25 protein-coding genes are annotated in these 26,177 nt (G+C 58.9%); 11 read left to right on the forward strand and 14 right to left on the reverse strand.

Features of this window, described 5'->3' with window-relative positions:
* Positions 1 to 6: 6 nt before the first annotated feature.
* The 6 genes from ASD31_RS02910 to glgA all read right to left on the reverse strand — a co-directional run bounded on the left by ASD31_RS02910 (position 7) and on the right by glgA (position 7,807).
* Entirely contained in the window at positions 7 to 1,827 is a 1,821-nt protein-coding gene (locus ASD31_RS02910; protein ID WP_056328995.1) for a hypothetical protein, read from the reverse strand.
* 2 nt (positions 1,828 to 1,829) lie between these two features.
* Positions 1,830 to 3,359 carry a polysaccharide biosynthesis C-terminal domain-containing protein gene (locus tag ASD31_RS02915; protein WP_056328997.1) on the reverse strand — a complete coding sequence of 510 codons (1,530 nt, stop codon included), beginning with the start codon at positions 3,357 to 3,359 and terminating at the stop codon, positions 1,830 to 1,832.
* A 112-nt stretch (positions 3,360 to 3,471) separates the two neighbouring features.
* Positions 3,472 to 4,356 (reverse strand): glycosyltransferase family 2 protein, encoded by an 885-nt coding sequence (locus tag ASD31_RS02920; protein ID WP_056328999.1) that lies wholly within the window; start codon positions 4,354 to 4,356, stop codon positions 3,472 to 3,474.
* 110 nt (positions 4,357 to 4,466) lie between these two features.
* Entirely contained in the window at positions 4,467 to 5,243 is a 777-nt protein-coding gene (gene xth / locus ASD31_RS02925; RefSeq protein WP_156392487.1) for an exodeoxyribonuclease III, read from the reverse strand.
* A 461-nt stretch (positions 5,244 to 5,704) separates the two neighbouring features.
* Positions 5,705 to 6,172: a hypothetical protein gene (locus ASD31_RS25725; protein WP_156392468.1), complete on the reverse strand. Its 468-nt coding sequence runs from the start codon at positions 6,170 to 6,172 to the stop codon at positions 5,705 to 5,707.
* A 138-nt stretch (positions 6,173 to 6,310) separates the two neighbouring features.
* The gene (gene glgA, locus ASD31_RS02935) at positions 6,311 to 7,807 is read right to left on the reverse strand and encodes a glycogen synthase GlgA (protein WP_056329019.1); all 1,497 of its coding nucleotides are present in this window, start codon (positions 7,805 to 7,807) and stop codon (positions 6,311 to 6,313) included.
* Positions 7,808 to 8,224: 417 nt separating this feature from the next.
* On the opposite strand from glgA, the gene ASD31_RS02940 reads away from it, so the two are divergent.
* From ASD31_RS02940 to ASD31_RS02950, 3 genes are all read left to right on the forward strand, one after another.
* On the forward strand, positions 8,225 to 8,413 hold the full coding sequence (locus tag ASD31_RS02940) for a hypothetical protein (protein ID WP_056329022.1): 189 nt from the start codon (positions 8,225 to 8,227) through the stop codon (positions 8,411 to 8,413).
* A 314-nt stretch (positions 8,414 to 8,727) separates the two neighbouring features.
* The gene (locus ASD31_RS02945) at positions 8,728 to 9,384 is read left to right on the forward strand and encodes a UdgX family uracil-DNA binding protein (protein ID WP_082520376.1); all 657 of its coding nucleotides are present in this window, start codon (positions 8,728 to 8,730) and stop codon (positions 9,382 to 9,384) included.
* A gap of 44 nt (positions 9,385 to 9,428) precedes the next feature.
* The gene (locus ASD31_RS02950; protein ID WP_056329025.1) at positions 9,429 to 9,617 is read left to right on the forward strand and encodes a hypothetical protein; all 189 of its coding nucleotides are present in this window, start codon (positions 9,429 to 9,431) and stop codon (positions 9,615 to 9,617) included.
* Between the two features lie 18 nt (positions 9,618 to 9,635).
* Here the strand turns inward: ASD31_RS02950 and ASD31_RS02955 are convergent, their stop codons facing one another.
* The 3 genes from ASD31_RS02955 to ASD31_RS02965 form a co-directional block, all read right to left on the reverse strand.
* Positions 9,636 to 10,385 (reverse strand): acyltransferase, encoded by a 750-nt coding sequence (locus ASD31_RS02955; RefSeq protein WP_056329030.1) that lies wholly within the window; start codon positions 10,383 to 10,385, stop codon positions 9,636 to 9,638.
* A 34-nt stretch (positions 10,386 to 10,419) separates the two neighbouring features.
* Positions 10,420 to 11,766 (reverse strand): beta-3-deoxy-D-manno-oct-2-ulosonic acid transferase, encoded by a 1,347-nt coding sequence (locus ASD31_RS02960; protein ID WP_082520377.1) that lies wholly within the window; start codon positions 11,764 to 11,766, stop codon positions 10,420 to 10,422.
* Between the two features lie 216 nt (positions 11,767 to 11,982).
* On the reverse strand, positions 11,983 to 12,222 hold the full coding sequence (locus ASD31_RS02965) for a hypothetical protein (RefSeq protein ID WP_056329033.1): 240 nt from the start codon (positions 12,220 to 12,222) through the stop codon (positions 11,983 to 11,985).
* Positions 12,223 to 12,456: 234 nt separating this feature from the next.
* Here ASD31_RS02965 and ASD31_RS02970 point away from each other — a divergent pair, with 234 nt between their 5' ends.
* From ASD31_RS02970 to galE, 5 genes are all read left to right on the forward strand, one after another.
* Positions 12,457 to 15,285, forward strand: coding sequence for a CDP-glycerol glycerophosphotransferase family protein (locus ASD31_RS02970; protein WP_056329036.1), 2,829 nt, complete (start codon positions 12,457 to 12,459; stop codon positions 15,283 to 15,285).
* A gap of 259 nt (positions 15,286 to 15,544) precedes the next feature.
* The gene (locus ASD31_RS26475; protein WP_210168911.1) at positions 15,545 to 16,408 is read left to right on the forward strand and encodes a hypothetical protein; all 864 of its coding nucleotides are present in this window, start codon (positions 15,545 to 15,547) and stop codon (positions 16,406 to 16,408) included.
* Between the two features lie 322 nt (positions 16,409 to 16,730).
* Complete coding sequence (locus ASD31_RS25140; RefSeq protein WP_082520378.1) at positions 16,731 to 17,030, forward strand: hypothetical protein; 300 nt, start codon at positions 16,731 to 16,733, stop codon at positions 17,028 to 17,030.
* 163 nt (positions 17,031 to 17,193) lie between these two features.
* A complete protein-coding gene (locus tag ASD31_RS25730; RefSeq protein ID WP_156392469.1) occupies positions 17,194 to 17,586 on the forward strand; it encodes a hypothetical protein in 393 nt (130 codons plus the stop codon).
* A gap of 77 nt (positions 17,587 to 17,663) precedes the next feature.
* Complete coding sequence (gene galE / locus ASD31_RS02980; protein WP_056329042.1) at positions 17,664 to 18,656, forward strand: UDP-glucose 4-epimerase GalE; 993 nt, start codon at positions 17,664 to 17,666, stop codon at positions 18,654 to 18,656.
* A 104-nt stretch (positions 18,657 to 18,760) separates the two neighbouring features.
* Here galE and ASD31_RS02985 read toward each other — a convergent pair whose 3' ends face one another.
* The 4 genes from ASD31_RS02985 to ASD31_RS03000 form a co-directional block, all read right to left on the reverse strand.
* Positions 18,761 to 19,093: a hypothetical protein gene (locus tag ASD31_RS02985; protein WP_056329045.1), complete on the reverse strand. Its 333-nt coding sequence runs from the start codon at positions 19,091 to 19,093 to the stop codon at positions 18,761 to 18,763.
* Positions 19,071 to 19,460, reverse strand: a complete 390-nt coding sequence (locus tag ASD31_RS02990; protein WP_056329047.1) for a hypothetical protein — start codon at positions 19,458 to 19,460, stop codon at positions 19,071 to 19,073. The genes ASD31_RS02985 and ASD31_RS02990 overlap by 23 nt, the downstream gene beginning before the upstream one ends.
* A gap of 195 nt (positions 19,461 to 19,655) precedes the next feature.
* Positions 19,656 to 19,922 carry a hypothetical protein gene (locus tag ASD31_RS02995; protein WP_056329049.1) on the reverse strand — a complete coding sequence of 89 codons (267 nt, stop codon included), beginning with the start codon at positions 19,920 to 19,922 and terminating at the stop codon, positions 19,656 to 19,658.
* Positions 19,919 to 20,602: a lysozyme gene (locus ASD31_RS03000; RefSeq protein WP_056329050.1), complete on the reverse strand. Its 684-nt coding sequence runs from the start codon at positions 20,600 to 20,602 to the stop codon at positions 19,919 to 19,921. Before ASD31_RS03000 ends, ASD31_RS02995 begins: the two co-directional genes overlap by 4 nt.
* A gap of 149 nt (positions 20,603 to 20,751) precedes the next feature.
* On the opposite strand from ASD31_RS03000, the gene ASD31_RS03005 reads away from it, so the two are divergent.
* From ASD31_RS03005 to ASD31_RS03020, 3 genes are all read left to right on the forward strand, one after another.
* Positions 20,752 to 22,353 (forward strand): stealth family protein, encoded by a 1,602-nt coding sequence (locus ASD31_RS03005; protein ID WP_056329052.1) that lies wholly within the window; start codon positions 20,752 to 20,754, stop codon positions 22,351 to 22,353.
* A 553-nt stretch (positions 22,354 to 22,906) separates the two neighbouring features.
* Positions 22,907 to 23,932, forward strand: coding sequence for a GSCFA domain-containing protein (locus ASD31_RS03015; RefSeq protein WP_056329060.1), 1,026 nt, complete (start codon positions 22,907 to 22,909; stop codon positions 23,930 to 23,932).
* 56 nt (positions 23,933 to 23,988) lie between these two features.
* Positions 23,989 to 24,762: a hypothetical protein gene (locus ASD31_RS03020; protein ID WP_156392470.1), complete on the forward strand. Its 774-nt coding sequence runs from the start codon at positions 23,989 to 23,991 to the stop codon at positions 24,760 to 24,762.
* Positions 24,763 to 25,466: 704 nt separating this feature from the next.
* Here the strand turns inward: ASD31_RS03020 and ASD31_RS03030 are convergent.
* Positions 25,467 to 26,123, reverse strand: coding sequence for a hypothetical protein (locus ASD31_RS03030; RefSeq protein WP_156392471.1), 657 nt, complete (start codon positions 26,121 to 26,123; stop codon positions 25,467 to 25,469).
* Between the last annotated feature and the right edge of the window lie 54 nt (positions 26,124 to 26,177).

Here is a 26,177-nt window from a genome sequence, read left to right on the forward strand (position 1 = left end):
GACCGCTTATTTGGCGTCCGACATCGCAAGGACGGTGTCGCGGACATGGGCCTGGAGGACCAGGCGCGCCTGAAGCGGCGTCACATTGTGATCGGCCTGCGCGATCGTCGTCAGCGACAGGTTGCGATAAGCGTCGAAGCGCCCTTGGCGTTTGCCGAAATATTCAGCGAGCCGCGCCAGTCCGACATCGTTTTCGCTATAGACCAGCGACAGCGGCACATTGCGGTCGCGAAGGTTTCGAAACGCACCGAGAACCCGATTGTGCAGCCGTGCATCCGCCGACAGGCCGCCGAGAACGGGGGCGACCACACGCAGGATGCGCCGACGCGCCAGCTTGGCGATATTCATCACCGCCCGGCGGAGATCGGCCTTGCCGGTCAGGGCCCGCCGCACGGTCTCGATGCTGAAGGCCCGGCGCCGGTATTCACCAAGCGAACGCGGATTATGACGGACCATCCTGTCGACATCATCGCGCGGATCCCACCAGAAAGAGAGGATGTTGACAGCGATGACACCAGCGCAGCGCCTGTCGGAAAGCGCCGTATGGAAGGCGAGATAGGCGCCGCTGCAGCGCCCGACGAGCACGGCGGACGGCAGGCCGAGGGAGGCCATCAGATCGAGCGCGGCTATGCTATCGTCCACCTGCTGCGGTGCATAGAGCACCTGCGGCGCGACACCGGGCACCGGCGGGCTGTCGCCGACATTGGCTGCATCGAACCGCAGAGACACGACGCCGGACGCCGCCAAATGGCGCGCCATGTCCACCGTCGAGCGGGCCCAGCCGGCATGGCGATCATAGCCTGTCCCCATCAGCAAAGCGCTGGCACGCACCTGCCCGTCCCGTGGCGCGCAGAGAATGCCGAAAAGCCGGCCGCCCGCGCCGAACCGAACCGGCCGCTCGCTGAAATGGGCTGCCTCCAGCACGGCGTCATCAACTCCGGCAACCGGCGGCATGTTCTGCACCGGGCCCGCAATCCCGGTCACCCAGGCGACGACATCTCCCACCACCGTCAGCGGTGTGCGGGAAATCGCCGGGTTGGAAACGAGTTCGTCGTAACCCGAAAACACAGCGCGTTCGACCGTCGCTCCGAGCGCGCCCAGATGGGCGGAATAGGCACTGTCGGCCTCGCTCGCCGGCCGCTCGCAGACGAGGCAGGTGCGCGCCGGCGCGGCCGGGAAATCGTTGAGGTTGATCTTGCGGAGATCGCCGGCAATCGCATCCGGCAGGACCAGCCCGGCAATCGATACGGAGGCGTCATCGCGCATCCGCGCGGTCAGGCCAAGTCCCTCGTCGACGACGTTCGACCACATGGAAAGTTCGCGCAGATAGCGCCGGCCATTGACGACGGGTGCCAGCATCGCCACCCCCTCGACGGCCTCGATCCGTCCGGCGATGCGGGCGGCGATCAGCGCGCCCACTCCCTGGCCGACCAGCACCACCCGGTCGCAGCCGGAAAGCCGCTTCAGCTGCAGGACAGCCTCCATTGCCGCTTCTTCCCAGACGCCAAGCCCGCCGGAAGTTTCGTCTATGTCCAGTGCATCGCCGCTGCCCGGATAGTCGAAGCGAAGATTGGCAATGCCGGCGTCCGAAAGCGCCTCGGACATTTCCCGCCAGAACCGGCGCGTGCACATTTCCTCCAGCCCCCAGGGACTGAGAAACAGGACGCCAAGCGATGTCGAAAGCGGCCCGGACGCTCCGTTGAACAGGCCGATGGTCCGGCTGAAGCTGATCGGCAACGCGACCAGCGAGGCTGGCAAGGCAGGGTCGGGCTCCGGGTGGGGCACCGGGTGCAGTTCGTCTTCGTGGATGAGTTGCGCCGCCAGCATCGCTATTCTCCCGGCTGGCTTTGCTGCGCCACCGGCGCGATCCAGGCGAGAACCCGCCTGGAACCCGACCGCAGCTTCATCGGCAGCGAACCGGCCAGGCTTTGCAGCACGAGCGCGTCCTGCGCCGGCACCGCGCCAAGCAGCCGCAAGGTTGCGAGATAGACGATGCCGCCGACGGCGATCGCTAGAACGATCCCAGCCACCCCATCCACCGCATCCGTCACCAGAAAGGCGACAAGACCGCAGAAGGCGGCGGCGAGCGCCACGCGGGCGACGACGCCGTACATCTCCATCGGCCTGCGTTCCAACCGCATCAGCCGAAGGATGAAGATCGTCATGACGGCGAAGACACAATTGCGAACGATGGCCGCTCCCACGCCTCCGTAGAGCGGTATGATGGCGACGCACCCCGCGACCATGACGATCGCGCCGACGATCGCTACCAGCAATCTTGCTTTCGCCCGGTCCATCGACAGCAGATATTGCGTGCAGACCTGCAGGAAAACGAAGATCGGAGCCCCGAGCGAAAGGATCGACACAATCTCGCCGCTCGGCCGGAAGGCCTCGCCATAGAGCGCCACGATCAGCGGCGTGGCAATGGCCGCGAGGCCAAAGCACATGGGCAGCGTAATATAGGACAGGCTGCGAATGACCCCCTCGAACATCTTCAACGGCATATGGCCGTTCGCCTGTTCGCGCTGCTCGGCATAGAAGGGAAGCAGGCTGCCCGTCAGCTGGATGGGCAGTTGCAGGGCGATATTCGAAAGCGACAGCGCGACGGCATAGAACCCGACCGCCTCGACGCTCTGGAAATGCTGGAGAAAGAACAGTTCCGGCCGCGTCAGGAACACCGCGCTGACGACGAATTCGAAGATCAGCACCACGGAGGAGGACACCAGATAGCGGTCATCGATCCCGCAGCGATCCCGTCGCGTCAGGCTGATGCGCACGGCAACCGCGAAGGGAACGATCTGCGCGGCGATATAGCCAATCAAAGCGCCCTGGAGACCCGCAAAGGAGGCGCCGACGACGACGCCGGTGAGCTGGATGACCGAGGTCACGGCGGTGATCCGCGAAAATGCCGTGAGGTTCTGCTCGCCGATGAAATAGTTCTTCGTGTAGGAGCCGATCGACTGGGTGAACAGCAATATCCCCGTCAGGAGAACGACCGCCGGCGTGGCGCTCATCCAGTGCTCGTCCCCGAAATTCAGGAAATAGCCGGCATAGGCGGCGACCAGAAGCACCGTGGCGGCCATGACCGGATGCAGCAGATAGGCGGCAAAACCGCGGCGCCGATGGGCGTCGAGCCCCCTCACCTTCAACTGCGGCAAGATGCGCAGCAGCGTGACGCCGGTGCCGAGTTCGGCGACCAGCGCGCCGGTGGCCGCCACCCAAAGAACGAAGGCGATGATACCGTTCGCCTCCGGCCCGAGCAGGCGGGCAATGACGATGGACGACAGGAAACCTGTAATGAGCAGCATCATGCCCGCCGCGGCGTTCATGATCGAATTGGTCATGATGCCCTTACTCATTCACACGTCCGATCATTTGCCATATCGAAATTGCGCGATCCATCCGCGCCGCAAGGCCCTGTCCTATTGCTAGGCGAAAAAACTTAAAAATTGCTCTGGTGAATTGCTAAGATTAGAGCGATCCGTGCCGATTTGGCGCGGAGCGCCAGCCGTCGATACGGCCGCGCAGGATCTGCGCCGAACGGCGCGCCATCCCACTCCGGCCCGATAGGCGATAGACGACCATGCCGGCAAGAGGACGCAGCAGCCGCGGCAGAAATGCCAGCGCGGAAAACCCATGTCCGCGCATGACATAGCCGAGGCCGGCGCTGTAGCGGTACATTTTGGCGATGTTCTCGGGCGTCGTCTGGTCGTTGCGGTCTTCCGGATGATGGCCGGTAAGATCGGGGGAATAGTGGCCCTTTGCCCCTTGCGCCAGGCATTTGAGGATCAGGTCCTGGATTTCGTAGGCGCCCCAGATCGTCCCCGAGCCGGGCCCGATCCGTTCATCGAACCCGCCAGCGGCGGCGAAACCGGATCGGCGGATGACGACGAGCCACTCGATCAGCGTCACCCAGATATTGTCGCGGGTCACCGGTGCCGGTACATCGGCGAAGCTACCCATGATCGTCTGCCCCGCCATATTGGTCGCCCTGCCGCTGTAGAAATCGGCCTCTACGCCGTCCATGATCTGCCCAAGCATCAGGAAGAAGTCCTGCGGATACCAGCAGTCGTCGTCGGGAAATATCAGCCAGTCACCGGTCGCCTGTCCGGCACCGAGATTGCGTGCCCGGCAGACGCCCGGCAAGGGCGTGCGCACATGCTTGATGTCGAGCCTGTCGCCATAAGCCTTGATGACGGCATCAAGCCGGTCGTCCTTGTTCTGGTCGACGATGATGACCTCGAAATCCACCCCGGCCTGCAGCACCAGCGAATTGAGCAGCGGCTCCATTTCAACGGCCCGGCCAAGCGTTGCGACGACCAGTGAAAAGCGGCGGCTGGGGCTTGCTGGGAACATGACGAACCTGCGCGAAGGGAAAACCGATTAGATAACGGCGTAGGTAAAAATATTCCTTAACGGCCCGGAACGGACAAGCCGCCAGCCCGCTCGCGCGCTCACGGCGCAGTTCATTGGTCCGCGATCTCCACCCAGACCGGCGCATGGTCGCTGGTATGCTCCCAGCCTCGCACCTGCCGATCGACGCCGCCCGCCTTCAACCGGCCGGCAAGCACCGGGTTCAAAAGCACATGATCGATGCGAAGCCCGGCGTCGCGGGCAAAGGCGTTGCGGAAATATTTCCAGAATGTGTAGATGCGTTCCTGCCCCTTGAGGGTTCGGAGCGCGTCGGTCCAGCCCTGTTCGACGAGCTTCCGGTAGGCGTCGCGCACTTCGGGGCGAAACAGGGCATCATCCACCCAGCGTTCCGGCTTGTAGACGTCGAGTTCGGTGGGCATGACATTATAGTCGCCGGTAAGGACGACCGGAGCGTCCAGTTGCAGCAGCGATGCCGCATGGTCCTGCAGGCGCTGGAACCAGGCAAGCTTGTAGTCGAATTTGGGGCCCGGCGCCGGATTTCCGTTCGGCAGATAGAGGCAGCCGATCAGCATGCCCCCGACCGCCGCCTCGATATAGCGGCTCTGGCTGTCATCGGGATCGCCGGGAAGCCCGCGGCGCGTTTCGATCGGTTCGCGGCCTTTGGCGAGAATGGCGACCCCGTTCCAGGATTTCTGGCCATGCCAGATCGCACCATAGCCGGCCGCCTCGATCTCGCGAACGGGAAAGCGCTCGTCAACGGCCTTCAATTCCTGCAGGCAGACGATATCGGGCCCGGTTTCCGCAAGCCAGCGCAGAAGCACGTCCAGCCGGCCGTTCACCCCGTTGACATTGTAGGTGGCGATCCTCACGGGCATTCTATGCAATCGTCGCAAATTCCATAGTCCAGGCAGGGCTCGTCACCCGGATCAACCCATCGCTGGCAGCATTGGCATCTCACGCTCCGCTCAAAAAAATCCCGTCGTTCCCGGCGCCTTTCAGGCGGCAGAATTTCCATTGTTTTCTCGGCGCTGTTGAAATCGATGAGACCGGCCATATCCCACTCCGCTCTTGTCCACGCGAAAGAAATGGGGAGGTAATTTGCGATTTCCAGCCCTTGGCAACCACCGGATCTGCACATCTGCCATGCGGCATATCCGGCTCTGCGTCTCCATATCGGGGCGGCGATTGAACCTTTTGGAATCGCACGCGTTTACCGGTTTGAAGCGGAGACAATTGCATGGCGACCTCGCACCCTCACACGACCACGACCGACGACGGCCGTTCAACCTTTTTGCGCCGGCTTTCCGATGCCGAAATCCTCGATCATGCCTCAGATCTCGTCGATGAATTTCTTGTCTTCCTGCGGCGCGAAATTATCGGCCATGACATTCTCGACGAGGCAATGCTGCCGGCGAGCAAAAGTACGCTGGAAAATGCGTTTCGCCTGGCAATCGCTACGGAAACCCGTCCGGCCTTCCGTCATCAACTTGTCAAGGCCGGCCTGATGCTGGCGCGCTTCCAGAGCGGGATCGGAGAGCGACTTTCGATCATCCCCATTTCGGCCGATCCTGGCGGCGCGCGCGAACCGGCTAAGCACGCGGATCCCATCGATGGCCGCCACCAAAACCGCCTCGCGAAATTCGATGCCGCCTTTGCGCGGGCCGACCACGACACACGCCGCCTTGCCGCCCTTTTTGAAGCCTCGATACGTATTGCGCTGCTGCGCGAGGCCCACGCCTCCTCTCCCTTCAGAAGCGACGGCACCTATACCTGGCACGGCCATTCCTAGCTGCGCCATACATCTGAAACCTATCCCGACAGCCTGTCGCAATTGCTGCCCATATAGCTGTACGACACCACCCTCTTGGATGTGAGAACAACACCACCGGTCCGGAAGCTATTACAAGCCGGACGAGCCCTTCGCGGGGGCGCCGCCCTAGCTATGGAGCGCGATGCGAGGCGCGGGCTGGCGCACGTGGAATGGCCGGAACGGCACGCGACGTGCCTTTTCACCTAGCCGGCTGAACAGGGAGGCATAGTGCCTGGCGCTTCTCGCCCAGGAGAAATCGGCTTTCATCGCCTGCGTCTGCAACTTGCGCCAGGTGGCCGGCTGGTCATAGGTGAGGAGCGCCCTGTCGATTGCGTGATAAAGATCTTCGACCGAACCCGCCTGGAATTGAAAACCGGTGGCCACGCGCGCCGACATGGCCGCGTCATTGGCATCGATGATCGTCTCGGCCAGCCCGCCGGTGCGCCCAACCACCGGGATCGCGCCATAGCGAAGCGCATAAAGCTGGGTCAAGCCGCAGGGCTCGAACCGCGAGGGCTGGATGATCGCATCGCTTCCCGCATGGATGAGATGGGCGGTCGCTTCGTCATAACCGATCTTGACGCTGACCTTCCCCGGATAGCGCTTCACCTCCTCGAGGAGCCAGGCGACGAACTGCCTGTCCCCCTGTCCATGGACGATCAGCTTGGCGCCTCGATCGACAATTCCCGGGATGACCGGCACCAAAAGGTCGAGCCCCTTCTGCCAGGTAAGTCGGCTGACGACGGAGAATATCGCACCCGGCCCGTCCTCCAGGCCACACGCATCGACAAGCTTCATGCGGTTTACGCGGCGGCGGCCGATCGACCGGTAATCGTAGTTCGCCGCGATATGGGGGTCGGTCGCAGGGTTCCAGACATCGGTGTCGATGCCATTGACGATGCCGTGCATCACGTCGCGGCGCGTGGCGAGCACCCCCTGCAACCCCATACCCAGATCTTCCACGAGGATTTCCCGGGCATAGGTGGGGCTGACCGTCGTCACGGCGTCGGCCATCCTGATGCCCGCCTTCAAAAAGCAGATATCATCATAATATTCCATATGATCGATGCCGCGGAAATCATCAGGCAATTCGAGCGCCGGAAAGACGGATGTTGGGAACTGCCCCTGGAACGCCAGGTTGTGGATCGTCAACACCGTGGGTATGGAAACGCCTGCAGCCCGCAAATAGGCGCAGGTGAGTGCCGACTGCCAGTCATGCATGTGCACGAGGTCGGGCTTCCATCCCGGCAGCAGGCCGGCCGCGATGCAGGCCGCCGCTTTGGAGAGAGCGGCAAAGCGCCTCCAATTGTCGGGATGGTCTACTCCATCCTCATCGACATAGGGTCCGCCCGGCCGTTCATACAGTTCCGGGCAATCGAGGATTACGAGATCAAGTCCCTCGTGAAAGACCGACCATAGGGATGCCCTGGCCCCCAACAGGGTGAAATCGGCAAGTTTCACGCGGGCGGTGACCGGCCGCATTACCTGAGGGTAGCCTGGCAGCAGCGTTCTGACACGAATATCATATTGGGCGATGGCTTTCGGCAGGGCGCCGGTCACATCCGCCAGGCCGCCTGTTTTCACCAAGGGAAAAAGCTCGGAAGCAACCGCAAGAATATTCATGGCTTGCGCTCCTGTACTCTTGGAAAATCGACGTTCATGTCTCTCATTTCAGCTGCACCATCTCACATATTCCGTTGACGTCCCGGCGTCGAACGCGTGCGGGCCATCCACACAACGACTTCCATGAACCTACACTGCCCGGCGCATGTTTACGTCCGGGAGAGAGTGCCCGCATGGCCAACCCTTGGCTGGCGAAGCAATGGCTGAAGTCGATGTTTCGGCTGGACCCGCACACAGCAACGATAACTGACTCCCCGTCACAATGTTCCCGGTCCATGGCCCGTCTCGCGGGGAAATTTTCAGCGGATCGCAGCTGCGGAAAATACGTCTGCGCCGGCAGGCGGATCAGCCGTGCCGCGGAACTTATTTGGCGCTCGAACGTTCGAAAGTGAGTTAACGCCGGGACGGGTGAAGACCATGAACACTGCCGACTATCTCCGCATCCAGTATGACTGCATCAGCAAGACCGTTCTTCTCCAGTGCGGCGACCAAAGCCATGTCCTGGAAGATCGTTTTCAGAACAAGGATACCGCCGAGGAGGCGGCAAAGCGGTTTGCAAAAATCCACTGGGGTTACCCGGCGCCTGAAAAACAGAGCCAGCACTGACCGGACGGTCTCATTTCGAAACCTGAGATGGCCATATGAGCATGGACGCGTGGACCGGCGGATGCCTGTGCGGAAACCGGCGTTACCGGCTCCGCAAAGCGCCTGCCCATGTCGGATATTGCCATTGCAGCATGTGCCGAAAGGCGACCGGTGGCGCCTCGGCCATCCTTGCGCGCATATCGACACGGGATCTGGAGTGGACCGGCTGCCCGCGGGCAGGATCTCAGGGCGGGAGAGCCGGTCCAGGACGATGATCGGCACCAGTTGCGCGGACGCAACCAGGAGAGCCCGCACCACAAGGGATAAGATGTAAGGTGACCGCTCTTCGCGCACCAAAACTGCCGCCGGTCTTCGGCACCGACCACGCAGAGGGATCGTCGCTGGGAAAACTGCATCATGATGCGGAAGATTGCCGGCGCTGTGATCTTTATCGCGACGCCACGCAGGTCGTTTTCGGGGAAGGTCCGAAGGATGCGGCTGTGGTTCTTGTCGGCGAACAGCCCGGCGACCACGAGGATTTGGCCGGCCGGCCCTTCGTTGGGCCGGCTGGCCGGTTGCTTGATGAATGCTTGCACGAGGCCGAAATCGACCGTTCGCTCTGCTATGTCACCAACGCGGTCAAGCACTTCAAATTCGAACTTCGCGGCAAAAGGCGCCTTCATACCCGCCCCAATGCCGGGGAAATAAAGGCCTGCGCATTCTGGCTGGGCGGCGAACTCGATCTCATTCGCCCCAGCCTGATCGTCGCCCTCGGCGCGACCGCGCTCTATTCCCTGATGGGCAGATCAGTCGGCCTGACGAAACGGCGCGGCGAGGTGCTGGAGACGGTGACGGGCACGCCTTTGCTCGTGACCATCCATCCGTCCTATCTGCTGCGGATCAGGAGCCGCGGTGACGCGGCCGAGGCGAGACGTCATTTCATTTCGGATCTCGAACAGGTCAAATCCTACCTGCCACGGCAGGAACAATGAGTTGACCTGCACGTTGAACAGCATCCCCAACCGGAGACAGACAGATGGGCATCGAACAGGCGCCGACCGAAACCGGCAAGCAATCCGCTCGCGGATTGCGTGAAAGCACAAGGATCGAAGAACAGGAGGTCGAGGACAGCAAGGGCTCCGATCTCGCCAAGGGCGCGGAACGCGTCGAAGAACGCTCACGAAGCTCCGACGGCAAGAGCGCCGGAGACAAGCAGCGGTCGTGATTGGGCAGACTGCCGCGATTATGACGCGTCGGACGATTTCCAGTGATCCAGTTCAGCGGAGGTGAACTTCGCCCTGCGGCTGCGGTTCCATGTAATGCCACGCTTGACGATACCGGCAGGCGCACCGGCGAGCACGATGCCCTGTTCCTCGAAGCGACGGTTTACGAAGGCCATTGCCCCCACGATGCTGTCGGACGGCACGACGGCGCCCTTGTTGATGATGGCACCGACGCCGATCCAGACGTGATCGCCGATGACCACCGATTTTGCGGCATTGATACGTCTTCCCGTCGCCCGGTCGACCACGGAATGCGCGTCCGTCGTCCGGATTTCGATTTCCCGCGATAGCATGCACCACTCCCCGATCGTCACGTCGCAATTTTCCTGGCACAGGATATAGACGTCGACAGTGGTTGAGTTGTTTCCAAAGCGGATGGTCTGTCCGTTCCCCTTCACGACGATTTTTCCCCGGAAGTGGCAGTTGTCGCCGATCATGATACTGTTGTTGTTTCCGACGACCTCGATCGTTCCGCTGAATTTCGTCTGCTTGCCGATCGAGAGGTGATTTCCCGTTCCCTTGCCGACGAAAACATGGCCTGCCAGCGATGTCGCGCCGAGATCGGTGAACGCGTTGTCCTTCCCGAACGCGTTGCGAAATTTAGGGGGCTTTCTGTCTGGCAGAAGAGCTTCGGCCTCGCTCCTTCCCGGGTAAGGAACCATGCTGGCCAGAAACACGGGCATCATGGCAAAAAACTCGGCGAATCTCATCTTGTTTCCCCGCGTCCGCGACGGGCTGCTACCACTAACGCCATGTCTTTTTCTTCACCGACTTCAACAGCGGCATCTTCGGCTTTACCACCTTCAGGAGGGGCTCCTTCGGCTTCGGCGCCACGCTCTTCTTTGCGGGAGGATCGAGAATATCGAGAACCTTGCGAATGACCTGTATCTCGGCCTTGTGAGCGCTGCTGCTGACCAGTTTCAACGGCGGCACGGCGGGTGCCGCAACCTTCTTCACGGCAGGGACGGCGCTCGGTTTTTTCGCCGGCTGGGTTCGCTTCATCCAGTAGAGAAGGTCGAGGGCCTGCTCGAACTGGACTTCCTTGCGCAGGATCGGATCGAAATAACGGGGATAGAGGATATAGGCCGCCGCAAAAATTTCCTCCGCGGTGTGCCGGGCGGTCCGTCGCTCGCATCTCTGACGATCGTCGGTCGCCCCCCATCCGGCGTAGAAGGGCATGCCGAGGCAGGTCACCTTGATGCCCCGGATTAGTGCCTCGAAACCGGAAAGCGAGGTAATCGTATAGACGTGATCCACGGTCTCGAACGCATCGGCAAGCGTGATGTCCTGCTCGAGGACCATGGCGATGCCGCGAACCTCGTCGGGCTTGGATTGCGGGGGGGCGCTGCGGGTGCCGTGAAGAACCTCCGGATGCGGCTTGTAGATGATCTGCGCGTCGAGGTTTTCGCGGGCTGCGATCCGCACCAGGTCATTGTTGTTGATCGCGCGATTGCACCCCTTCTTGATGGACATATCGCCTTCGACCTGCCCGACCACGAGAACCCGCTTGCGGTCCTTCGGCCCGTAGATGGTTTCGATGTCGACATCGTTGGACGTGTTGTACTTGCTAAGGCGCGTCTCGATCAGGGAGCGCATCCCTTCCCTCGCCCGCTCCATCAGCACGGGATCACCGGCAAAATCATGGGATTGAAGAATTTGCTCGAGCCGCGAGGGCGCCGTCGCATCGAAATAGAGTGCCGGCGAATCGAAGCAGAGCGAAAGCGGCGGCGCCTTCGTCGCCCCAAGCGCGACCGACCGCAGGAACCCGTCTTCGACGCGAACATAATTCACGCCGAAGCGCTCGCAGAACGGAATGATGAAGGGCGGATGTTTGTAGCCCCAGACGCAGAGCACCGACCTTTTGTCCGCGAGCATCCACGGCACCAGCGACGTATAGAATTCCCATTTGGAGACCGTTCGATCCCTCCGCACGATTTTCCGATCCGGAAACCAGTCGTTGATGAATGTTTTCCACGGCGACATGCCAAGCACATAGGCCGTCGGCCTGCCGCTAGCGCTCCATCTTCGAAAGGGTATCCGGCCATAACGATAGATGGCCTTGAACGGTTGGAGCCAGCTGGTCGGCTTCATTCATCATTTCCTGTGTTTGAAAATTCGCGCACATGACTTGCCCCCGGGACGCCTGGCGACCGAAGCGAGGCCACCAAAGAAACCCGTCAAGCGACGTCGAGGCGAGATGGGGGATATGGCAAGCTGGGATGGTCGAGTGCGCTCACAGGGCAGCCGAGCATCGCAAAACCCCGAGGATTCCAGGCTCTCGTCACGGGCCCGCCGGTCGGCCATTCCTCATTTCCGCGACCGGGCATCACCGATACATTCGGCCAACCCCTCATCGAACCAGTGCTTGGCGAACTCGTCGCCTTCCAATCCGTTTAGACCTTCTGCTTCCTCACCAGGACGGGCGTCCTCGAAAAGGAAATAGGCCAAACCCGCAGCAAGCAGGAAAAGCAGGAACTTGTGGGTATCGGACGGCATCAGGAAAGACACGCCAATGACCAATAAGGACAAACAACCGGCTAATCTCATGGAGATCTCCTTTTATTGACCCGGAGTTTTGCATCCTTCCATGACAGGCACATGACATTACGGTAACACTGGTGCGACAGAGGCTCGCTGCTTGCCGGAAGACATGCCGCCTGCGGAGGAGATGCCGGCCGGCTTGAACATTGCAATCGCGCGCTGCCTGGCCTAAGAGCACATCATCCGCTTGCATGCTGCGCCGGCACCGATCGACGCCTCCGATCCTGGGATTTTTCGGCCTTGACAGTAGCCTTCCACGCCTGGAACCCGTTTCAAGTCTTCCAGATCGCGGACCTGGCGCGCAGTTACACAGACAGCGTGCTCCTGCTCGAGCATCGCGGCAACATGGATTTCGACAGGGTTTTCGACAAATCCGTCCTTGGCGAACTGGGTCTGCCGGTCATCGAAACCACAGCCAGGCGCATAGCGCAGAGCGACGGCCGGTTTTCCGCGATCGTCTGCCAGACGCCCTTCCGCCACATCGAGAGACTGCGCAAGACCAGGCGCATCGCCATGCAGTATTCGATGACCAAGGAGGGCCATCAATATGGGGCGTGGCGGGCCATGTTCGACCTGAACCTGGTCTATGGCGACTATTCGCGCGCCCATATCGCGCCGCTTTCGCCCTGCAGGATCATCGGCAATCCGAGGTTCGAACCCTGGTTCGACGGAACCCTGGACCAGCGCAGGCTGGACAGGGCGAAAGCCCATCTCGACCCGTCGAAGAAGACGATCCTCTATCTTCCGACCTGGGGCGAGTTGTCCTCCGTTCCCCTTTATCAATCCGCTCTGGGCAAACTGACCGAAAGATACAATGTCATTGCGAAGGTCCACCACAATACGGACGCGCTGGAACTGAAGCAAAAGGTCGCCTTGGGAAAGAACGGCCTGAACTCGATCTTCGGCGCCTCCGACGACCTTCTCTACCTGCTCGCCTGCTCCGACATGGTGTTGAGCGACTATTCCGGCGCCATATTCGACGCCGTCAATGTGCGCAAACCCGTGGTTCTCCTGCAGAACCAGCCGGAAAAGCTGAAAGGGCAGAAATTTGGCCTGGAAAGCATCGAATATGCCAGACGTCACGAGATCGGGCCGATCGCCGACGATCCGGAAACCTTGGCGGCGACCATCGAGGAGGCGTTCGAACGACCCGAACGCTTTGCCGAGGTCAACAGTGCGCTGAAATCCGAATGTTTCGGGCTGGAGACAGGATGCGGCGCGGCCGGCGCCGAAGCCATATCCGATCTGCTGAACGGAAAAACGGAGCCAAGGGCCTATTACCAGCTCTATGTGCGCGACGAACTTCTGCGCAACCGGGAACAGATCGAGAAATACAAGACGCTCATTCCATCCAATATTCAGCTAAATCCGAAACGGCTCCTGCGGATCGCCAGGATCATCGCCAATGGCGGTTCGAGCGTCATCGCGCGCCCGGCGCCAGTTGTGGCCTCTGCGCCCGCACTGACGGAACGCACCGTCACCGACCAGGAATTGCCGAATTTTCTTCGCCATGCGTTCAGGCATCTTCCGTCCGACCTGCTGTTCCTGGCTGCCAGATCCATGCTGGATAAAGGCCATGAAACAGCGGCCGTCCAGACTGCGGAAATTGCCGCCCTGCGCGGAAGCGACCGCGCCCTTGGTACCGTCACGCTGGCAGCGGGTCGGCAGAGAAACCTGTCCCTGCTCACAAAGCTGCATGACCTTTTCAAACGCCTGCCGGAGCGAAGCCTTGCTCTCAACGCCTGGCATGCCGCCCGAACCTGCGAAGCGCTCGGCATGAACGGAGCCAACGAATATCTGGAGCGATCGCGGCAGATCCTGATGAAGGACGCCGCCGACAGCCGGTTCCCGATCAAATCCCGGCACCGTGCGGTAAAAGCCCTCGTCCAGCAAAGATTCTGGAGCGATGCCGAAGAGCTTTTGCCGGCGATCGGGGCGCCGGCGATCAGGTCCGAGACGCAAGCCACCCTGAACCTGCTTCGCGCCCGCAGCGGAAACTGGGCCGACCTGATCGAGCTTGCCAATCGCAATGCCAGGGAAGACGTGCCTTGGTGCAAGCGAGCGGGCGTGGTGTCCAGGCTGGAAGATGCCCGGGACGGCCCGGCCATGAAATTTCTCGTGCCCACCTATTTTGGCGATGCGGCCTCGGGCCCCGACGCGGCCGCGCATGCCCGCATCTGCACATTTCTGAGAGACGTGCTCGACGCATTCGACAGGCAGGGTTTTTCGATTGTGCCGCAGCACCAGTTCTGGCTGAACATCGCAAACCCTTCGGGGAACTGGCCCGCCCTCTCCTACCACACGACAGGCGACCAGCCGCACTGGCTTCATCTCAAGGACAGCGCGATACCCGGCTACTACCGGTTCGACCCCAAAGGCTATGCCGGATTTTCCGCGCTTGCCTCGCTGGGGGATTTGCCGCAGATCGCCCTCGACGCTCCCCCCGATGCTGTGGACGCCATCTGGAACGATATCCGCGAAGCGACCATCGGCAAAAAAATCTCGAAATATGCCCAGCCACCGGCAACCTCCCTGCCGAACGGAGATTACCTGTTCTTTCCAATGCAGTTGATGGAGGACACCGTCTCCGGGCTCGCCTGGATTCCGATGCTGGAAGCGATCGAAACGGTCATCGAAACGATCGCGCCAACAGGCATGTCGCTGGTCCTCAAGCGGCATCCACTGTGCGGGAATTCGAAGGTAAAGGACGCGCTGGCCCGATTCGCCCGCTCTCCTTGCGTGTTCATCTCGGACGGTTCGATCCACGACATCATCCCCCGTGCCAGATCGATCGTCACGGTGAACAGCGGCGTCGGGCTTGAAGCGCTGCTTCACGGCAAGAACGTCATCACTGTCGGTCAGTCGGAATATGGCCTGGCGACGACGAGGGCCCGGACAAAGGCCGAACTGCGCGATGCGCTCAGAACTCTACCGGAAATCGGGATCGATGTAATCAAAAGGTTCATCTGGCTCTACGCAAACAACTGCGTCCGCCCCGACGACCTCTCCCCCCTCACCGCCTGGGCCCTCCAAAACCAACCCGCCCCACTAAAGACCCTCGACACCTGACCCGCGCCGAAGAAGGCCTGCACCGATCTCTGGAATCGCGCAATAAGCAGCCATGCCCAATCGGTGATCAAATACTGATTCTATTGGAAGATGGTGGGCCCGGAGGGCCTAACAGAAGTGAACGATTTCAGAGGGCTAATAACCGGGTTAGCCAACGATATCTCCCGTATGTTCACGACAACACGATGGTTTTCCTGCTAGTCGACGCCCAGCATCCGCAAGGGATACGTTGACGAGCAACAGATAACGTGCGGAATGAGTGTTCGGGCAAAATAGCGTGGTGTTTTTTGAGATGTTTAGGCGGTTTTGGTTTGTCATAATTGCGTTTGGAGCGATAATCGCCGGAGCGGCACAAGCTGATCCGCCACACACTGATCCATGGGTTAGTCAGGCTACGGAAAATACTTGGTCAGTACCTGACATTGCATCCGGTGAGAAAGAACCGAAACGCCCAGCTTACGACGATCCTAATTGTTATCATGCTTACAGTTTGGAGGACGCCGATTTATGCGCTCAGTGGCGCTCCGCTATTGCCGCTGAAGAATCCGCGCATTACACGAAGATATCCAATTATGTTGGGATCGGCAGCGCCCTTCTTTCATTCATTAGTGTCGTCTTAGTGCTTACTGCGCTGCGACACGCCCGAGACGCAAACACAATTGCTCGAGTTAATGGTAGGGCGCAAATCAGGTCCTACATTCGGATGGCCGGAATGAACGCCCCCGACCCGCGAAATTTGACGGCTGCTGCAGGTTGCCAAATTGGCATTATCAACAGCGGTGTGGTTCCTGCGAAGATTCATAACATCGAAGCGCAAGGATTCACCGATGACTTCCCTCTACCGGCAAATCATAACCTGCCGGACAAATGGACGACACTGGGGACGAACATTATTCTCCATGTTGGCTTGCCCTCCGATTTTGTAATCCAAGCGGCGAGTGTCAGCGTTACGGACTACGCCGCAGTCATCGCTTCGACCTCAAAGCGCCTATACTATGTCGCAAGAGTTACCTACGAGGATACCATTGGAAGCGGGTATGCCGAACAGATTTGCTTTAGTGTAAACTTCGGTCAGGGGCACCCTCGTTTTGAAGGCGCTAATAAACACAACGACAGCAAGTAAAGCCTAGCCCGCCTGCACAGAGAATACAATGTGTCGGAGTTACGTCGCCGATTATAAGCAAACATGTGTCTCATGCCGGAGTACCTGAACCACGCTAAGTCAAGCGCTTCCTGAAATGTGGGACAATAAAGCGCTCTCCGATTTCATTACGATTTATTTTCAGAATGTCCCACATGCGGAGCGACCCGCGCCTCTCCGGTCGTCGCAGACTTGACTCTTTCCCACACCAGAACATAATTAGAACACGCTCGACGGTGAGCGAACCTTTTCAACAGAACATACACAGACAGCCCACAGGCTTATGCACCGGGACGGAAGGCCCATGACCGACTACCAGCCCCGTTATAAATGGCGCGTCACTTGGCCAGATGAGGGCGACAAGGACAGCTGGCAAACCGATTTTCGGGGATGGGACGGAGAGAGGCCGGTCGGCCGCATTCGGTATGAGCCGCACGGGCCAAAGAAAGGCTTCTGGCATTGGAGCGGCCACGGCGGCCGGGTGCGGGAACGACTAACGCCACACTACGGATATGCACCCACGGCCCGAGACGCATCCCGCAAGGTCGAAGAATATTACAGCCACTTGATGGCGCATAACGGCCTGGCGGATGGCAACCCATGACTGTGCCGAAAACCTCCGGTCGCGTTGAGATATTCGGTCGGGGCTATGCGCTTGGTGTGGCCAAAGTGAGTGATCTGAAATTCGCCCGACCTATGCCGCCACATCTTGAAAGCCGATGGCGAACTGATCTATCTGGAATAGTTGTTGGCTGAAGGAGAGAGTGGTGAGCGATGAAGATGAAACGGTGAACGGTTTGGTTGCTAAAGGCCTCACCGATGATCCTCTCAGCCGAAGCGGTGACGACAACGATCCTGCCTACCAACTTCTCAGGTTTCCGTCTCGCCCTAAAGCTCGCAATGTCATTTACCATGGACAAAAGAATACACCCGCGTTTTATACCAGCCGTCCTGGTTCTGGATTTACGTCGCTCTCACCGGAATGGATTGATCAGGAAGACAACATCTCGCCTGACATACTACGAACGGCAACCAATTTAGTGGATTTGTGGTTTCGTGAGGAAGCCGATCCCAGTGTCTCTGTCCAGGAGGATTTGGTTCGGAGAATTGCTAGAGCTCTCGCGGAGGAAAGAGACCGAAAAATAGAGAGTGATGACTAAAAACTAGGTTTCCACACTCTTGCAAATCTTGCGGGAAGCAGATTTATGGTGCGGCTTTAGAGCAGCGGGAGTGCATGATGGCGGTATTGGTGACGGGCGGCGGCGGTTATATCGGCAGCCATATGGTCTGGGCGCTGATCGATGCTGGTGAAGAGGTCGTCGTCATCGACCGGCTGTCGACCGGCTTTCGCTGGGCGATCGCGCCCGAAGCGCGGTTCTATGAGGGCGATATCGCCGATGCCGCGCTGATGCGGCAAATTTTCTCCGAAAATGAGATCGACGCCATCATCCATTTCGCCGGCTCCGTCGTGGTGCCGGATTCAGTGGCCGACCCGCTCGGTTATTACGACAACAACACCGTCAAATCGCGCAGCCTGATCGAGAGCGCCGTGAAGGCGGGTATACCCTATTTCGTCTTCTCCTCGACGGCGGCCGTCTATGGAACGCCCGACGTGCTGGAACCGGTGACCGAGAGCGTCAACCTGAAACCGGAATCGCCCTATGGTTCCTCCAAGCTGATGACCGAGATCATGTTGCGGGATACGGCAAGCGCCCATGCCTTCACTTATACGGCGTTGCGTTATTTCAACGTGGCCGGCGCCGACCCCGCGGGTCGCTGCGGCCAATCTACCGCCGGCGCCACCCACCTGATCAAGGTGGCCTGCGCCACGGCGCTCGGCATGCGCCCGTCGATCAGCGTCTTCGGCACCGATTATCCGACCCCGGACGGAACCTGCGTCCGCGACTATATCCATGTCTGGGACCTGGTGCAGGCGCATCTGAAGGCGTTGCAGCGGATGCGCGCCGGCGGCGGCTCGCTGGCCGCCAATTGCGGCTACGGGCGCGGCTTCTCGGTACTCGAAGTGCTCGACGCGGTGCGCAATGTGCACGGCAGCGACTTTGCCGTGAGCTTCTCCGAGCGCCGGCCGGGTGATCCGGCCATGGTAGTCGCCGACCCGTCGCTCGCCAAAGAGGAACTCGGCTGGGTGCCGCAGCATGACGATCTTGCCGGCATCATCCGCAGCGCGCTCGATTGGGAACTGCACTTAGTTCGAAAGAACTCTTATTGAGCATTGCATTACAAACGCAAAAAAGCCCCGCTTACCGGTGAGGGCAAGCGGGGCAGGAATAGTTGCACTGCAGCTTCGGTATAGCACGATTCGAGCGGCGACAGTCAGTGCCCTTTCCGGATCATTTCTTTCTTGAGGTCGTCCACTTCCTCGCACAGCCGCTCCACAGACCTGCACAGAGCCTCTATCCCACGCTCAAACGATTTCCGACCGTTGATGTTCTCCATCGTCTGCGCTTCAAGCGCCGCCGTTGCTTTGTTGAGCGCTGTGGGATCGACGATGACGGCCGCCACCTGTGCGCTCGATGGCGCGGAAGCCGGGTTCACCTTTTGCCCGCTGGCAAACCCGCCTTTGGTCACGAAATACAGAATGCCAAGGGATATGCCGAATGCGATGATGGCGAGAGGTGGAAGATCACTGATGTCCTGAAACTGCATAATTCTCTCCGGCGTCATGCGCTGCGCGGTAAGCGTTCAGAAGCTCGACCAGCGCGAGCATCGGATAAATCGCAATCCAGGTGCTGACGACGCCGGAAGATGCGAAGCAGTAGACAATCCCGCCAAAGATCAGAAACCCCATGCAGGCGGAGAAGACCCGTATCCAGGGGGTCACGTTTTTTCGGGCGCCGTTGATGATCAGGCCGACGATCCGCAAAAGTCCGATGCAGACCATGAGCCAACCGAGTGTGTCCTCACGGATGAAGGACCGGAAAAAGGCAAATGACGGCTGATGGAAGACCGGATCTGGCAAGAGCAGCGACACGCCCCAGAGCGACATGATGGTTGCCCAGATCCACTCGGTCATGCGCGGCCCGAAGCGGTGCTGTATCCTGATCCATATCCCCGGCCCGACGTAGCTCCCGCCCATCATTTTCTACACCCCGGCTGCGCTTCGCATGTCCGGTTATGGCCCGCGACCTGCCGGGCGAACGGCTGATCATTGGCGACGATGAAGGACCGTGTCGCGGCTGATGGCGTCAAGGCTTCGAACCCAGCGCCATCATTCACAGATGCTGTCTTCTGGCACCCAGCGGCCGCCAAGGGCAACGCACAAGCCAGCGCTATCAAGGTTGCGAATTTCCGCATTGGTTTGGCTCCGCTTCTGAATGAGTTCCATGGATTTATTGAGGGCGTCGGCCCGCTCCAGCGCCCTGCCCTCGTCACGCGCCGCTGGCAGCAGCCAGAGCGTGTTTGCAAGCTGAAAGATGGCGAAGGCCAGCAGGAGGCCGCCTACCCCGCCAACGATGGCTGCGAACTTGCTGATCATGACCGCACCTTGCGATAGATGCCGTAGCCGGTCAGCCCCAGAATCACGACGGCGACGATGATCCGAGCCCACTCCCCGCTTGTAAGGTCGTCGTGCTGCTTCGTCACCGCATCGATGAGATCCGGCAGCACCGGAACAACGGAGGTTGCCGCGCCGCCGGCACCAGTGCCGACGATGACCGCCACGTCCTTCTTGTTGACGGCCTTGTCCGCGTCCACCGTGTTGCTGGCCACGAACTCGCCCTTGGCCCACAGGCCAGCCTCAGCCGAACGACGGTTCACGAGGCCCTTCACCTTCTTGCCCCCAGCATTGACCCATTTCATCAGCTCGACCGGCACGGCGTCATAGTCGCCTGCGTTGAGCTTCTTGAGCAGCGTGGACTTGTGCAGCGCCCCGGTGTTGAAGTCGAAGGAAACGAGCACGGCAAACTGGTTGTCGGTGAGCGGCACCTTCACCAGGTGCTCGACGCGCTCCTCGAACTTGCCGAGATCGCGCCGCAGGATCTCGGCGGCTTCGGTATCATTGATGCGCATGCCCTCACGCACCTTCGGGATGCCGGCGGCGCTGGTATGGCCGTAGCCGATCGTAAGGACGCCCGCCACATCGCGGTAGGCGACAAGCTCTTTGCCCTCCCACTGCATGATGTGCGAAAGCCCCGCCGCATTGATGCGTCGTGTCATTGGGTATCTCCTGTTGATGTTGGGAAGCTGTTTGGTAAAAATTCTAGCCCGTCGCCATGGATTAATTGCAACGCAGCCTATTTTTCGGTAGCAACCTTGGAACGGCCAATGGCCCGATGAACCGAGAACGTCGTTTGAGCAGGAACCCTATGAATCCCTTCAAGCACATCAAGCACCCAGGCATCGCTCTCCGAAATTTCCTCAACGACAGATACCTACCTCCGCTTTCAAAGCTGGAAGTCATGGCCAATGCGCGCGGTGTCAGTTTGCAAAATGGCAAGTCTCAGACCAAGCCGGCCGCCAATCACTTGCGTATCGCGCCGGGCCCAAAAACGACGGCGACTTACGAGCGGTTGAAAAACATCCTTCGCGAAATGTCTATCCCGTTTTTCGTCGGCAACCTTTCCGATCCGTGGGCGCTGTCGATTAGCGTGAAGGAGACCGATCGCCCTATCGTTACCAACATTTTCAAGAACTGGTTCGAGAACGACCCGGATGTGATGTACACGCTCCCGGGACCCATTAGTGCGTTTCAAGCATCCAAGCTCATCCAGATAGCAGCCAAAGGGAAGTTGCTGGCATTCAACGTGCTGTGCATTGAAAAAAAACACGGCGAAGGCAAGAACGGTACTTTTGCGTCTGGCCAAATCACGATCAATTTCTGGCGAAAAATGAACAATTTTTCAGAGGAGCCGATTTTCGAAACGGGGGTTTATAACCCTTATGTCTGCCGGTTGAGGGGGCATAGTTTCGATAGCTTGACGGCGGAATCCTCTGATCTGACCGGAGCATCCGGACATTTGTCGACTGAACATGATTTCCCAATCGACGTTGTTTACACATGGGTCAACGATAGGGACGAAAACTGGCAGGCCGAGCGGGCGTCCTATTCCGGCAAGGTCGTTCTAACCGACCGCGCCAACCATGACGAACGGTTTAGAAACAGGGATGAGCTTCGCTACTCCATGCGGTCGATCGAAATGTTCGCGCCGTTCGTGCGAAACATCTATCTGGTGACGAACGGGCAGATTCCAGAATGGCTCAACCTGGATAACCCGCGCCTCAAGCTTGTCCCGCACTCTGAAATTTACAAGACCAAAAGCGATCTTCCGACCTTCAATTCAAGCTCGATTGAAACGCAATTGCATCATGTCGAGGGGCTGGCCGAGCACTTCCTTTATTTCAACGATGACGTTTTTCTCGGTGATTTTTGCACCCCGGATGATTTCTTCCTGTCAAACGGGCTTATGAAGTTCTTCCCGTCTCCCCAGCGGGCGTATGAACCGGACATCGACGATAGCCGCGAAGGCTATTTGGTTGCAGACCGGAACGCCATCAATCTGATGAAGGGCTCACGTGGGCGCCATAGCCGGTTTATCATGGAGCATACCCCGTTGCCGGCGCTCCGAAGCCTGCTGACTTCGCTTGAAGAAGAATTCCCGGACGCATGGGCCACCTGCTCGGCGAACCGTTTTCGCGCAAGCACGGATCTGAGGCCCATCGCCTTCATGCAGTATCAATTCGCCTTCCTACAGAAACAGGCCGTCCCGGCGTCGATTACCAACCGGTATCTGGCACTTTGGAAGCCGACCATAGAGGGGCAATTGAAAAACGTTCTGACTTCCCGTCAATACAAGACCTTCTGCCTCAACGATGTCGGCGTACCACCGGAGCGGACCAACGCAGTTGATGATCTCGTGCAAAACTTCTTGCAGCGGTATTTCCCGTTTAAATCTTCGTTCGAGCGGTAGGGAGATGCCACCTGTGCCTAGCAAAATGACATCAAAACCAGAGACTCAGCGAACGGTCGAGCAGTTAGACGCCCTGATGGACGCCCTGCCGCCTACTGAAGGCCTTTCGATCCTAGCCTGCACCGTTGCTGATCGCATCATAAAGGCGACGGAACGCCGACAGGACTCCCTTGCTTTGGCGCACATGATTTCATCGCAAATTATGAAATTCGTGAACGACTTTGCAACGGACGACCCTGTACCCGCAGCCACGAAAAGCGATTAACCCGGCTTATGGATTACTTTGCGCGGCTTATAGTGCGGATGGCTTTGTGGGTCAGGCACCCTCCGTCGCGGCAGAGAATTTACGTCGCGGCGGCCGTGATAGCTGCAGCGGCCGCGATTGTCTGTATCGAACGGCTAGGGCTCTGGCCGGAGTGGATGAAAGTCTGATGATCTCCGGTCTTGACGGTTCCTTGGCTATTGGTCACGTCCTGATGGTCTTGGCGAAGCGAACCGATTGACGGGCCGTTTGCTGATGGCCATAAGAAGCAGTCTAGCGACGGAGAGCGACATGGCGTCCCCATATGAAAACCTCCCCAAGAAGGCCTATTGGCGCAGTGGTGTTGTGGATCAGCATCCGCTGAATCCAGTTGACCTCTACGAGAAGAAATTCGAGATCAAGGCCACGGATCGGATTGCAACGGCAGGAAGCTGCTTTGCACAGCATATAGCCCGTCACATGCGAGCGAGTGGGTTCACAGTTCTTGACCTTGAGCCAGCGCCGAAGGGTATCGACATAGAGACCGCGCAGAAGTTCGGTTATGGCCTGTATTCTTGCCGCTATGGAAACCTCTACACATCGAGGCAATTGCTGCAGCTGTTCCAGGAGTCTTGTGGAAAACGCTCCCCGTCAAATGCTGTGTGGCAGAAGGGCGATCGGTTCTTTGACGCTCTGAGGCCGTCCGTGGAGCCGTCTGGATTACCGTCAGAAGAAGAGGTGAACCTCCATCGGACGCAACACCTCAAGCACGTCGCTCAGATGTTCAGAGATGTTGATGTCTTTATTTTCACGTTAGGCCTGACGGAGACTTGGGAGCATATCCAATCAGGAACCGTCTACCCAAGCGCGCCAGGCGTTATAGCGGGAGAACACGACCCAGCCTCGATACGCTTCAAAAACCTGAGCTACCCAGAAGTGCTTGAGGATTTTATTGCCTTTCGCGATTTAATAAAGACCTTCAACCCCAACGTCCGGTTTCTTCTGACTGTCTCTCCCGTCCCCTTGACCGCGACCGGGGCGACCTCGCATGTCCTTCCGGCCACCATCTATTCCAAGTCCGTTCTGCGTGCCGCGGCCGGCTACCTTTATGATTCTCTGGCTGATGTGGACTATTTCCCCTCTTACGAGATCATCGCGGCACATCCGTCTCGTGGGTTTTTCTACGAGAACAACCTTAGATCGGTCGCCAGTCAGGGGGTCGAAGTTGTTATGCGCTCGTTCTTCTCTCAACACAAAATCGTCGCGGCGCCGAAAGTGGCAAAAGCCTCATCCAAGGATGTGGTATGCGAAGAAGCATTGCTAGAGGCGTTTTCATGAAGCTCTGCATAATCGGGAATTCCCACCTCGCATCCCTTAAGACCGGGTGGGACACTTTGCCCGATCTTCATTCAAAGGCTGAGGCAACATTCTTCGGCGCCAAGGGCTACGATCTAAAGAGACTTCGCCGCAAGGGCACCGTATTCAGTTCAAAAGACCCGGTTGTTATCCACCAGCTGCAATTTACGTCGGGAGGCTCCAAGTCTTTCGATGCAGCAGATTTTGACGCATTCGCTACAGCCGGCCTATATTTTGGACGAACCCATCTTATCGAAGCGTTGGAAAAGCATCGCGTTTCTGCCGTCCCGGGCAGATCGGAATTTGATCATATTATTTCTGACGAGCTTTTCGAAGTTCTTGTCCGAAGCCGGATCCAAAAGTGTCTGGCGATCCGAATTGTAAAGCTTCTTCGCGAAGCAACCGACAAGCCCATCTTCGTTTGTGAGCAGCCGCTTCCAAGTAATCACATTCGAAAGAAGGGCATGTCGGTCTGGCGCGATGCAGCGGCCTTCGAGAAGATCATAACTCCGATATGGAGAGATGAACTAGCTAAGCTTGAGCAACAATACCGCTTCCAGGTTTTGGAGCAGCCTGTAGAGACGGTAAATCAGAACTTGTTTCTCACCCACCATCGAAACAGCGCGGGAGCAATTCGGCTGCTAGACGGCCTGAACGTAGTCCACAAGAGGAAAGAATACGCGCACATGAACGCCGACTATGGGGCGATTGTGATGACCGAAGTGATTGACGCCGCCAGCAGGGGCATAGTTGAAAGTAGTTCCGCTATCGGTGATCGTGTCCACTGCCCGCCTGATGCCTCCAGTTCATGAGTCCCAACCGATTATCGACCCGACGTGGGCTGATCGGGCGGCATCGCGCATTGCGAGTTTGCAACCAGAATACTGTTCTCACAATGGGCACCTGCTGGGGGTTTTAAGATGCGGCCATCGATAGCCGAAGCCATCGCCGAACTTGTGAAGGAGATGAGTCATGACGATTGGGGGAATCATTACGGACTAAAGGGCGACGGAGCAAATTTAAAGGCGGCCCGCGATCGGTTAGAACGAGTTCTGAACGAACACATAGAGACCGTCGTCGCCCAGAAACTCACACAATTAATCGACAAAGATCATCAAGAGACAAGCACCGGTCCCACCGAGCAGAGTTCGCGTATAATGGCCATGATAAAACGGACTATACGCCCGCCGCGCAGCCTTTGATCCAAGCAACCAACCCGTTCGCGTGTATGTGTCGGTTGATGCTGCGCTAGTCGGGCGGGATTCATCTATAGAAGAACGACCCTGAGGTCGCCTTCTGGCACCCAAACTGCATCCACTACCGGCCAATCTCCAGGCAATCGCATGGCTCACTCCCCTCGATATTCCCCTTCCTCTAACATCCACAACGCTTCGAACTCCCCTTTCCAGCCGACTACTGCAAGCGCGCTCGGCTTAAGGTCTACCATGCGACGCGGATCGAAAACCGCCACCACTAGGTCCCCACTCTTTACTTCCAGCACAGATATTCTCCTGGTCTAGAAACTCACCGACGTATCCGCAAAGGCAGCCCGAAGTGCGTTCAGCCATGCGGTGCGCTCGTCGGCGTCAGTCATCGCCCTGGAGAGGACGGCAGCAAACGCCATGTCGCAAGTACCCTTCGTCGTCGCGCCGTAGTTTCCACCGATCCCGATTGCTTGGCCCCCGAGAACGCGAGTGGACGATGGCGGGGTGGCGGTCGCCCCGTCACCATCCGTCAGGTCATACAGAGACACCCCGGACGTGTTGACAACGCCGATCACCAGTCTCCATGTCGTCATCGTCGCGACATTGTCCTGCACCTGAGACACAGGTGTGCCGTCGAGATAGTATGCGTTCTGCCTCCATCGACCAGCCGTTCCGGCATAGAGAGAGGCCCCACTGTTTCCCAACCCGTCGGATGTCCCGATAAGCGTCGGACGGGTATTGTTATCGGCCAGAGTATCCGACGTTCTGGCTACCGCGATGAAGGTCAATGCGGCGGTGTCGCGATACGCCGTCTTCAGCCAGTTCGTGTCCCCCTTGAACGTCAGATAATCGGCAGACACAACCGGAGCGCCGATAACCTGAGAGTTTGTCTTGCGGCGCATCCGGTTGCGGATGGACTGCTCAAGACTTCCTCCGAGGAAATGGATCAGTTCGACGCCGTCGCTCACGGGAGGCGTCCATCCGCTTGAAACGGCACGGGCGTTCGATGACACGATGATGCC

Source organism: Rhizobium sp. Root482 (genome assembly GCF_001426565.1).
Taxonomy (GTDB): domain Bacteria; phylum Pseudomonadota; class Alphaproteobacteria; order Rhizobiales; family Rhizobiaceae; genus Pararhizobium.

Coding starts and splice junctions, on each gene's coding strand:
- ASD31_RS02965 (WP_056329033.1), bottom strand. CDS start 12,222: ATGAGATTAGCCGGTTGTTTGTCCTTATTGGTCATTGGCGTGTCTTTC.
- ASD31_RS02915 (WP_056328997.1), bottom strand. CDS start 3,359: ATGAGTAAGGGCATCATGACCAATTCGATCATGAACGCCGCGGCGGGC.
- ASD31_RS02990 (WP_056329047.1), bottom strand. CDS start 19,460: ATGACCGAGTGGATCTGGGCAACCATCATGTCGCTCTGGGGCGTGTCG.
- ASD31_RS03000 (WP_056329050.1), bottom strand. CDS start 20,602: ATGACACGACGCATCAATGCGGCGGGGCTTTCGCACATCATGCAGTGG.
- ASD31_RS02955 (WP_056329030.1), bottom strand. CDS start 10,385: ATGAGATTCGCCGAGTTTTTTGCCATGATGCCCGTGTTTCTGGCCAGC.
- ASD31_RS02995 (WP_056329049.1), bottom strand. CDS start 19,922: ATGATCAGCAAGTTCGCAGCCATCGTTGGCGGGGTAGGCGGCCTCCTG.
- galE (WP_056329042.1), top strand. CDS start 17,664: ATGGCGGTATTGGTGACGGGCGGCGGCGGTTATATCGGCAGCCATATG.
- ASD31_RS02940 (WP_056329022.1), top strand. CDS start 8,225: ATGAACACTGCCGACTATCTCCGCATCCAGTATGACTGCATCAGCAAG.
- ASD31_RS02920 (WP_056328999.1), bottom strand. CDS start 4,356: ATGTTCCCAGCAAGCCCCAGCCGCCGCTTTTCACTGGTCGTCGCAACG.
- ASD31_RS02910 (WP_056328995.1), bottom strand. CDS start 1,827: ATGCTGGCGGCGCAACTCATCCACGAAGACGAACTGCACCCGGTGCCC.
- ASD31_RS25725 (WP_156392468.1), bottom strand. CDS start 6,172: ATGGCGCAGCTAGGAATGGCCGTGCCAGGTATAGGTGCCGTCGCTTCT.
- glgA (WP_056329019.1), bottom strand. CDS start 7,807: ATGAATATTCTTGCGGTTGCTTCCGAGCTTTTTCCCTTGGTGAAAACA.
- ASD31_RS02960 (WP_082520377.1), bottom strand. CDS start 11,766: ATGAAGCCGACCAGCTGGCTCCAACCGTTCAAGGCCATCTATCGTTAT.
- ASD31_RS02950 (WP_056329025.1), top strand. CDS start 9,429: ATGGGCATCGAACAGGCGCCGACCGAAACCGGCAAGCAATCCGCTCGC.
- ASD31_RS03015 (WP_056329060.1), top strand. CDS start 22,907: ATGGCGTCCCCATATGAAAACCTCCCCAAGAAGGCCTATTGGCGCAGT.
- ASD31_RS03005 (WP_056329052.1), top strand. CDS start 20,752: ATGAATCCCTTCAAGCACATCAAGCACCCAGGCATCGCTCTCCGAAAT.
- ASD31_RS25140 (WP_082520378.1), top strand. CDS start 16,731: ATGACCGACTACCAGCCCCGTTATAAATGGCGCGTCACTTGGCCAGAT.
- ASD31_RS02985 (WP_056329045.1), bottom strand. CDS start 19,093: ATGCAGTTTCAGGACATCAGTGATCTTCCACCTCTCGCCATCATCGCA.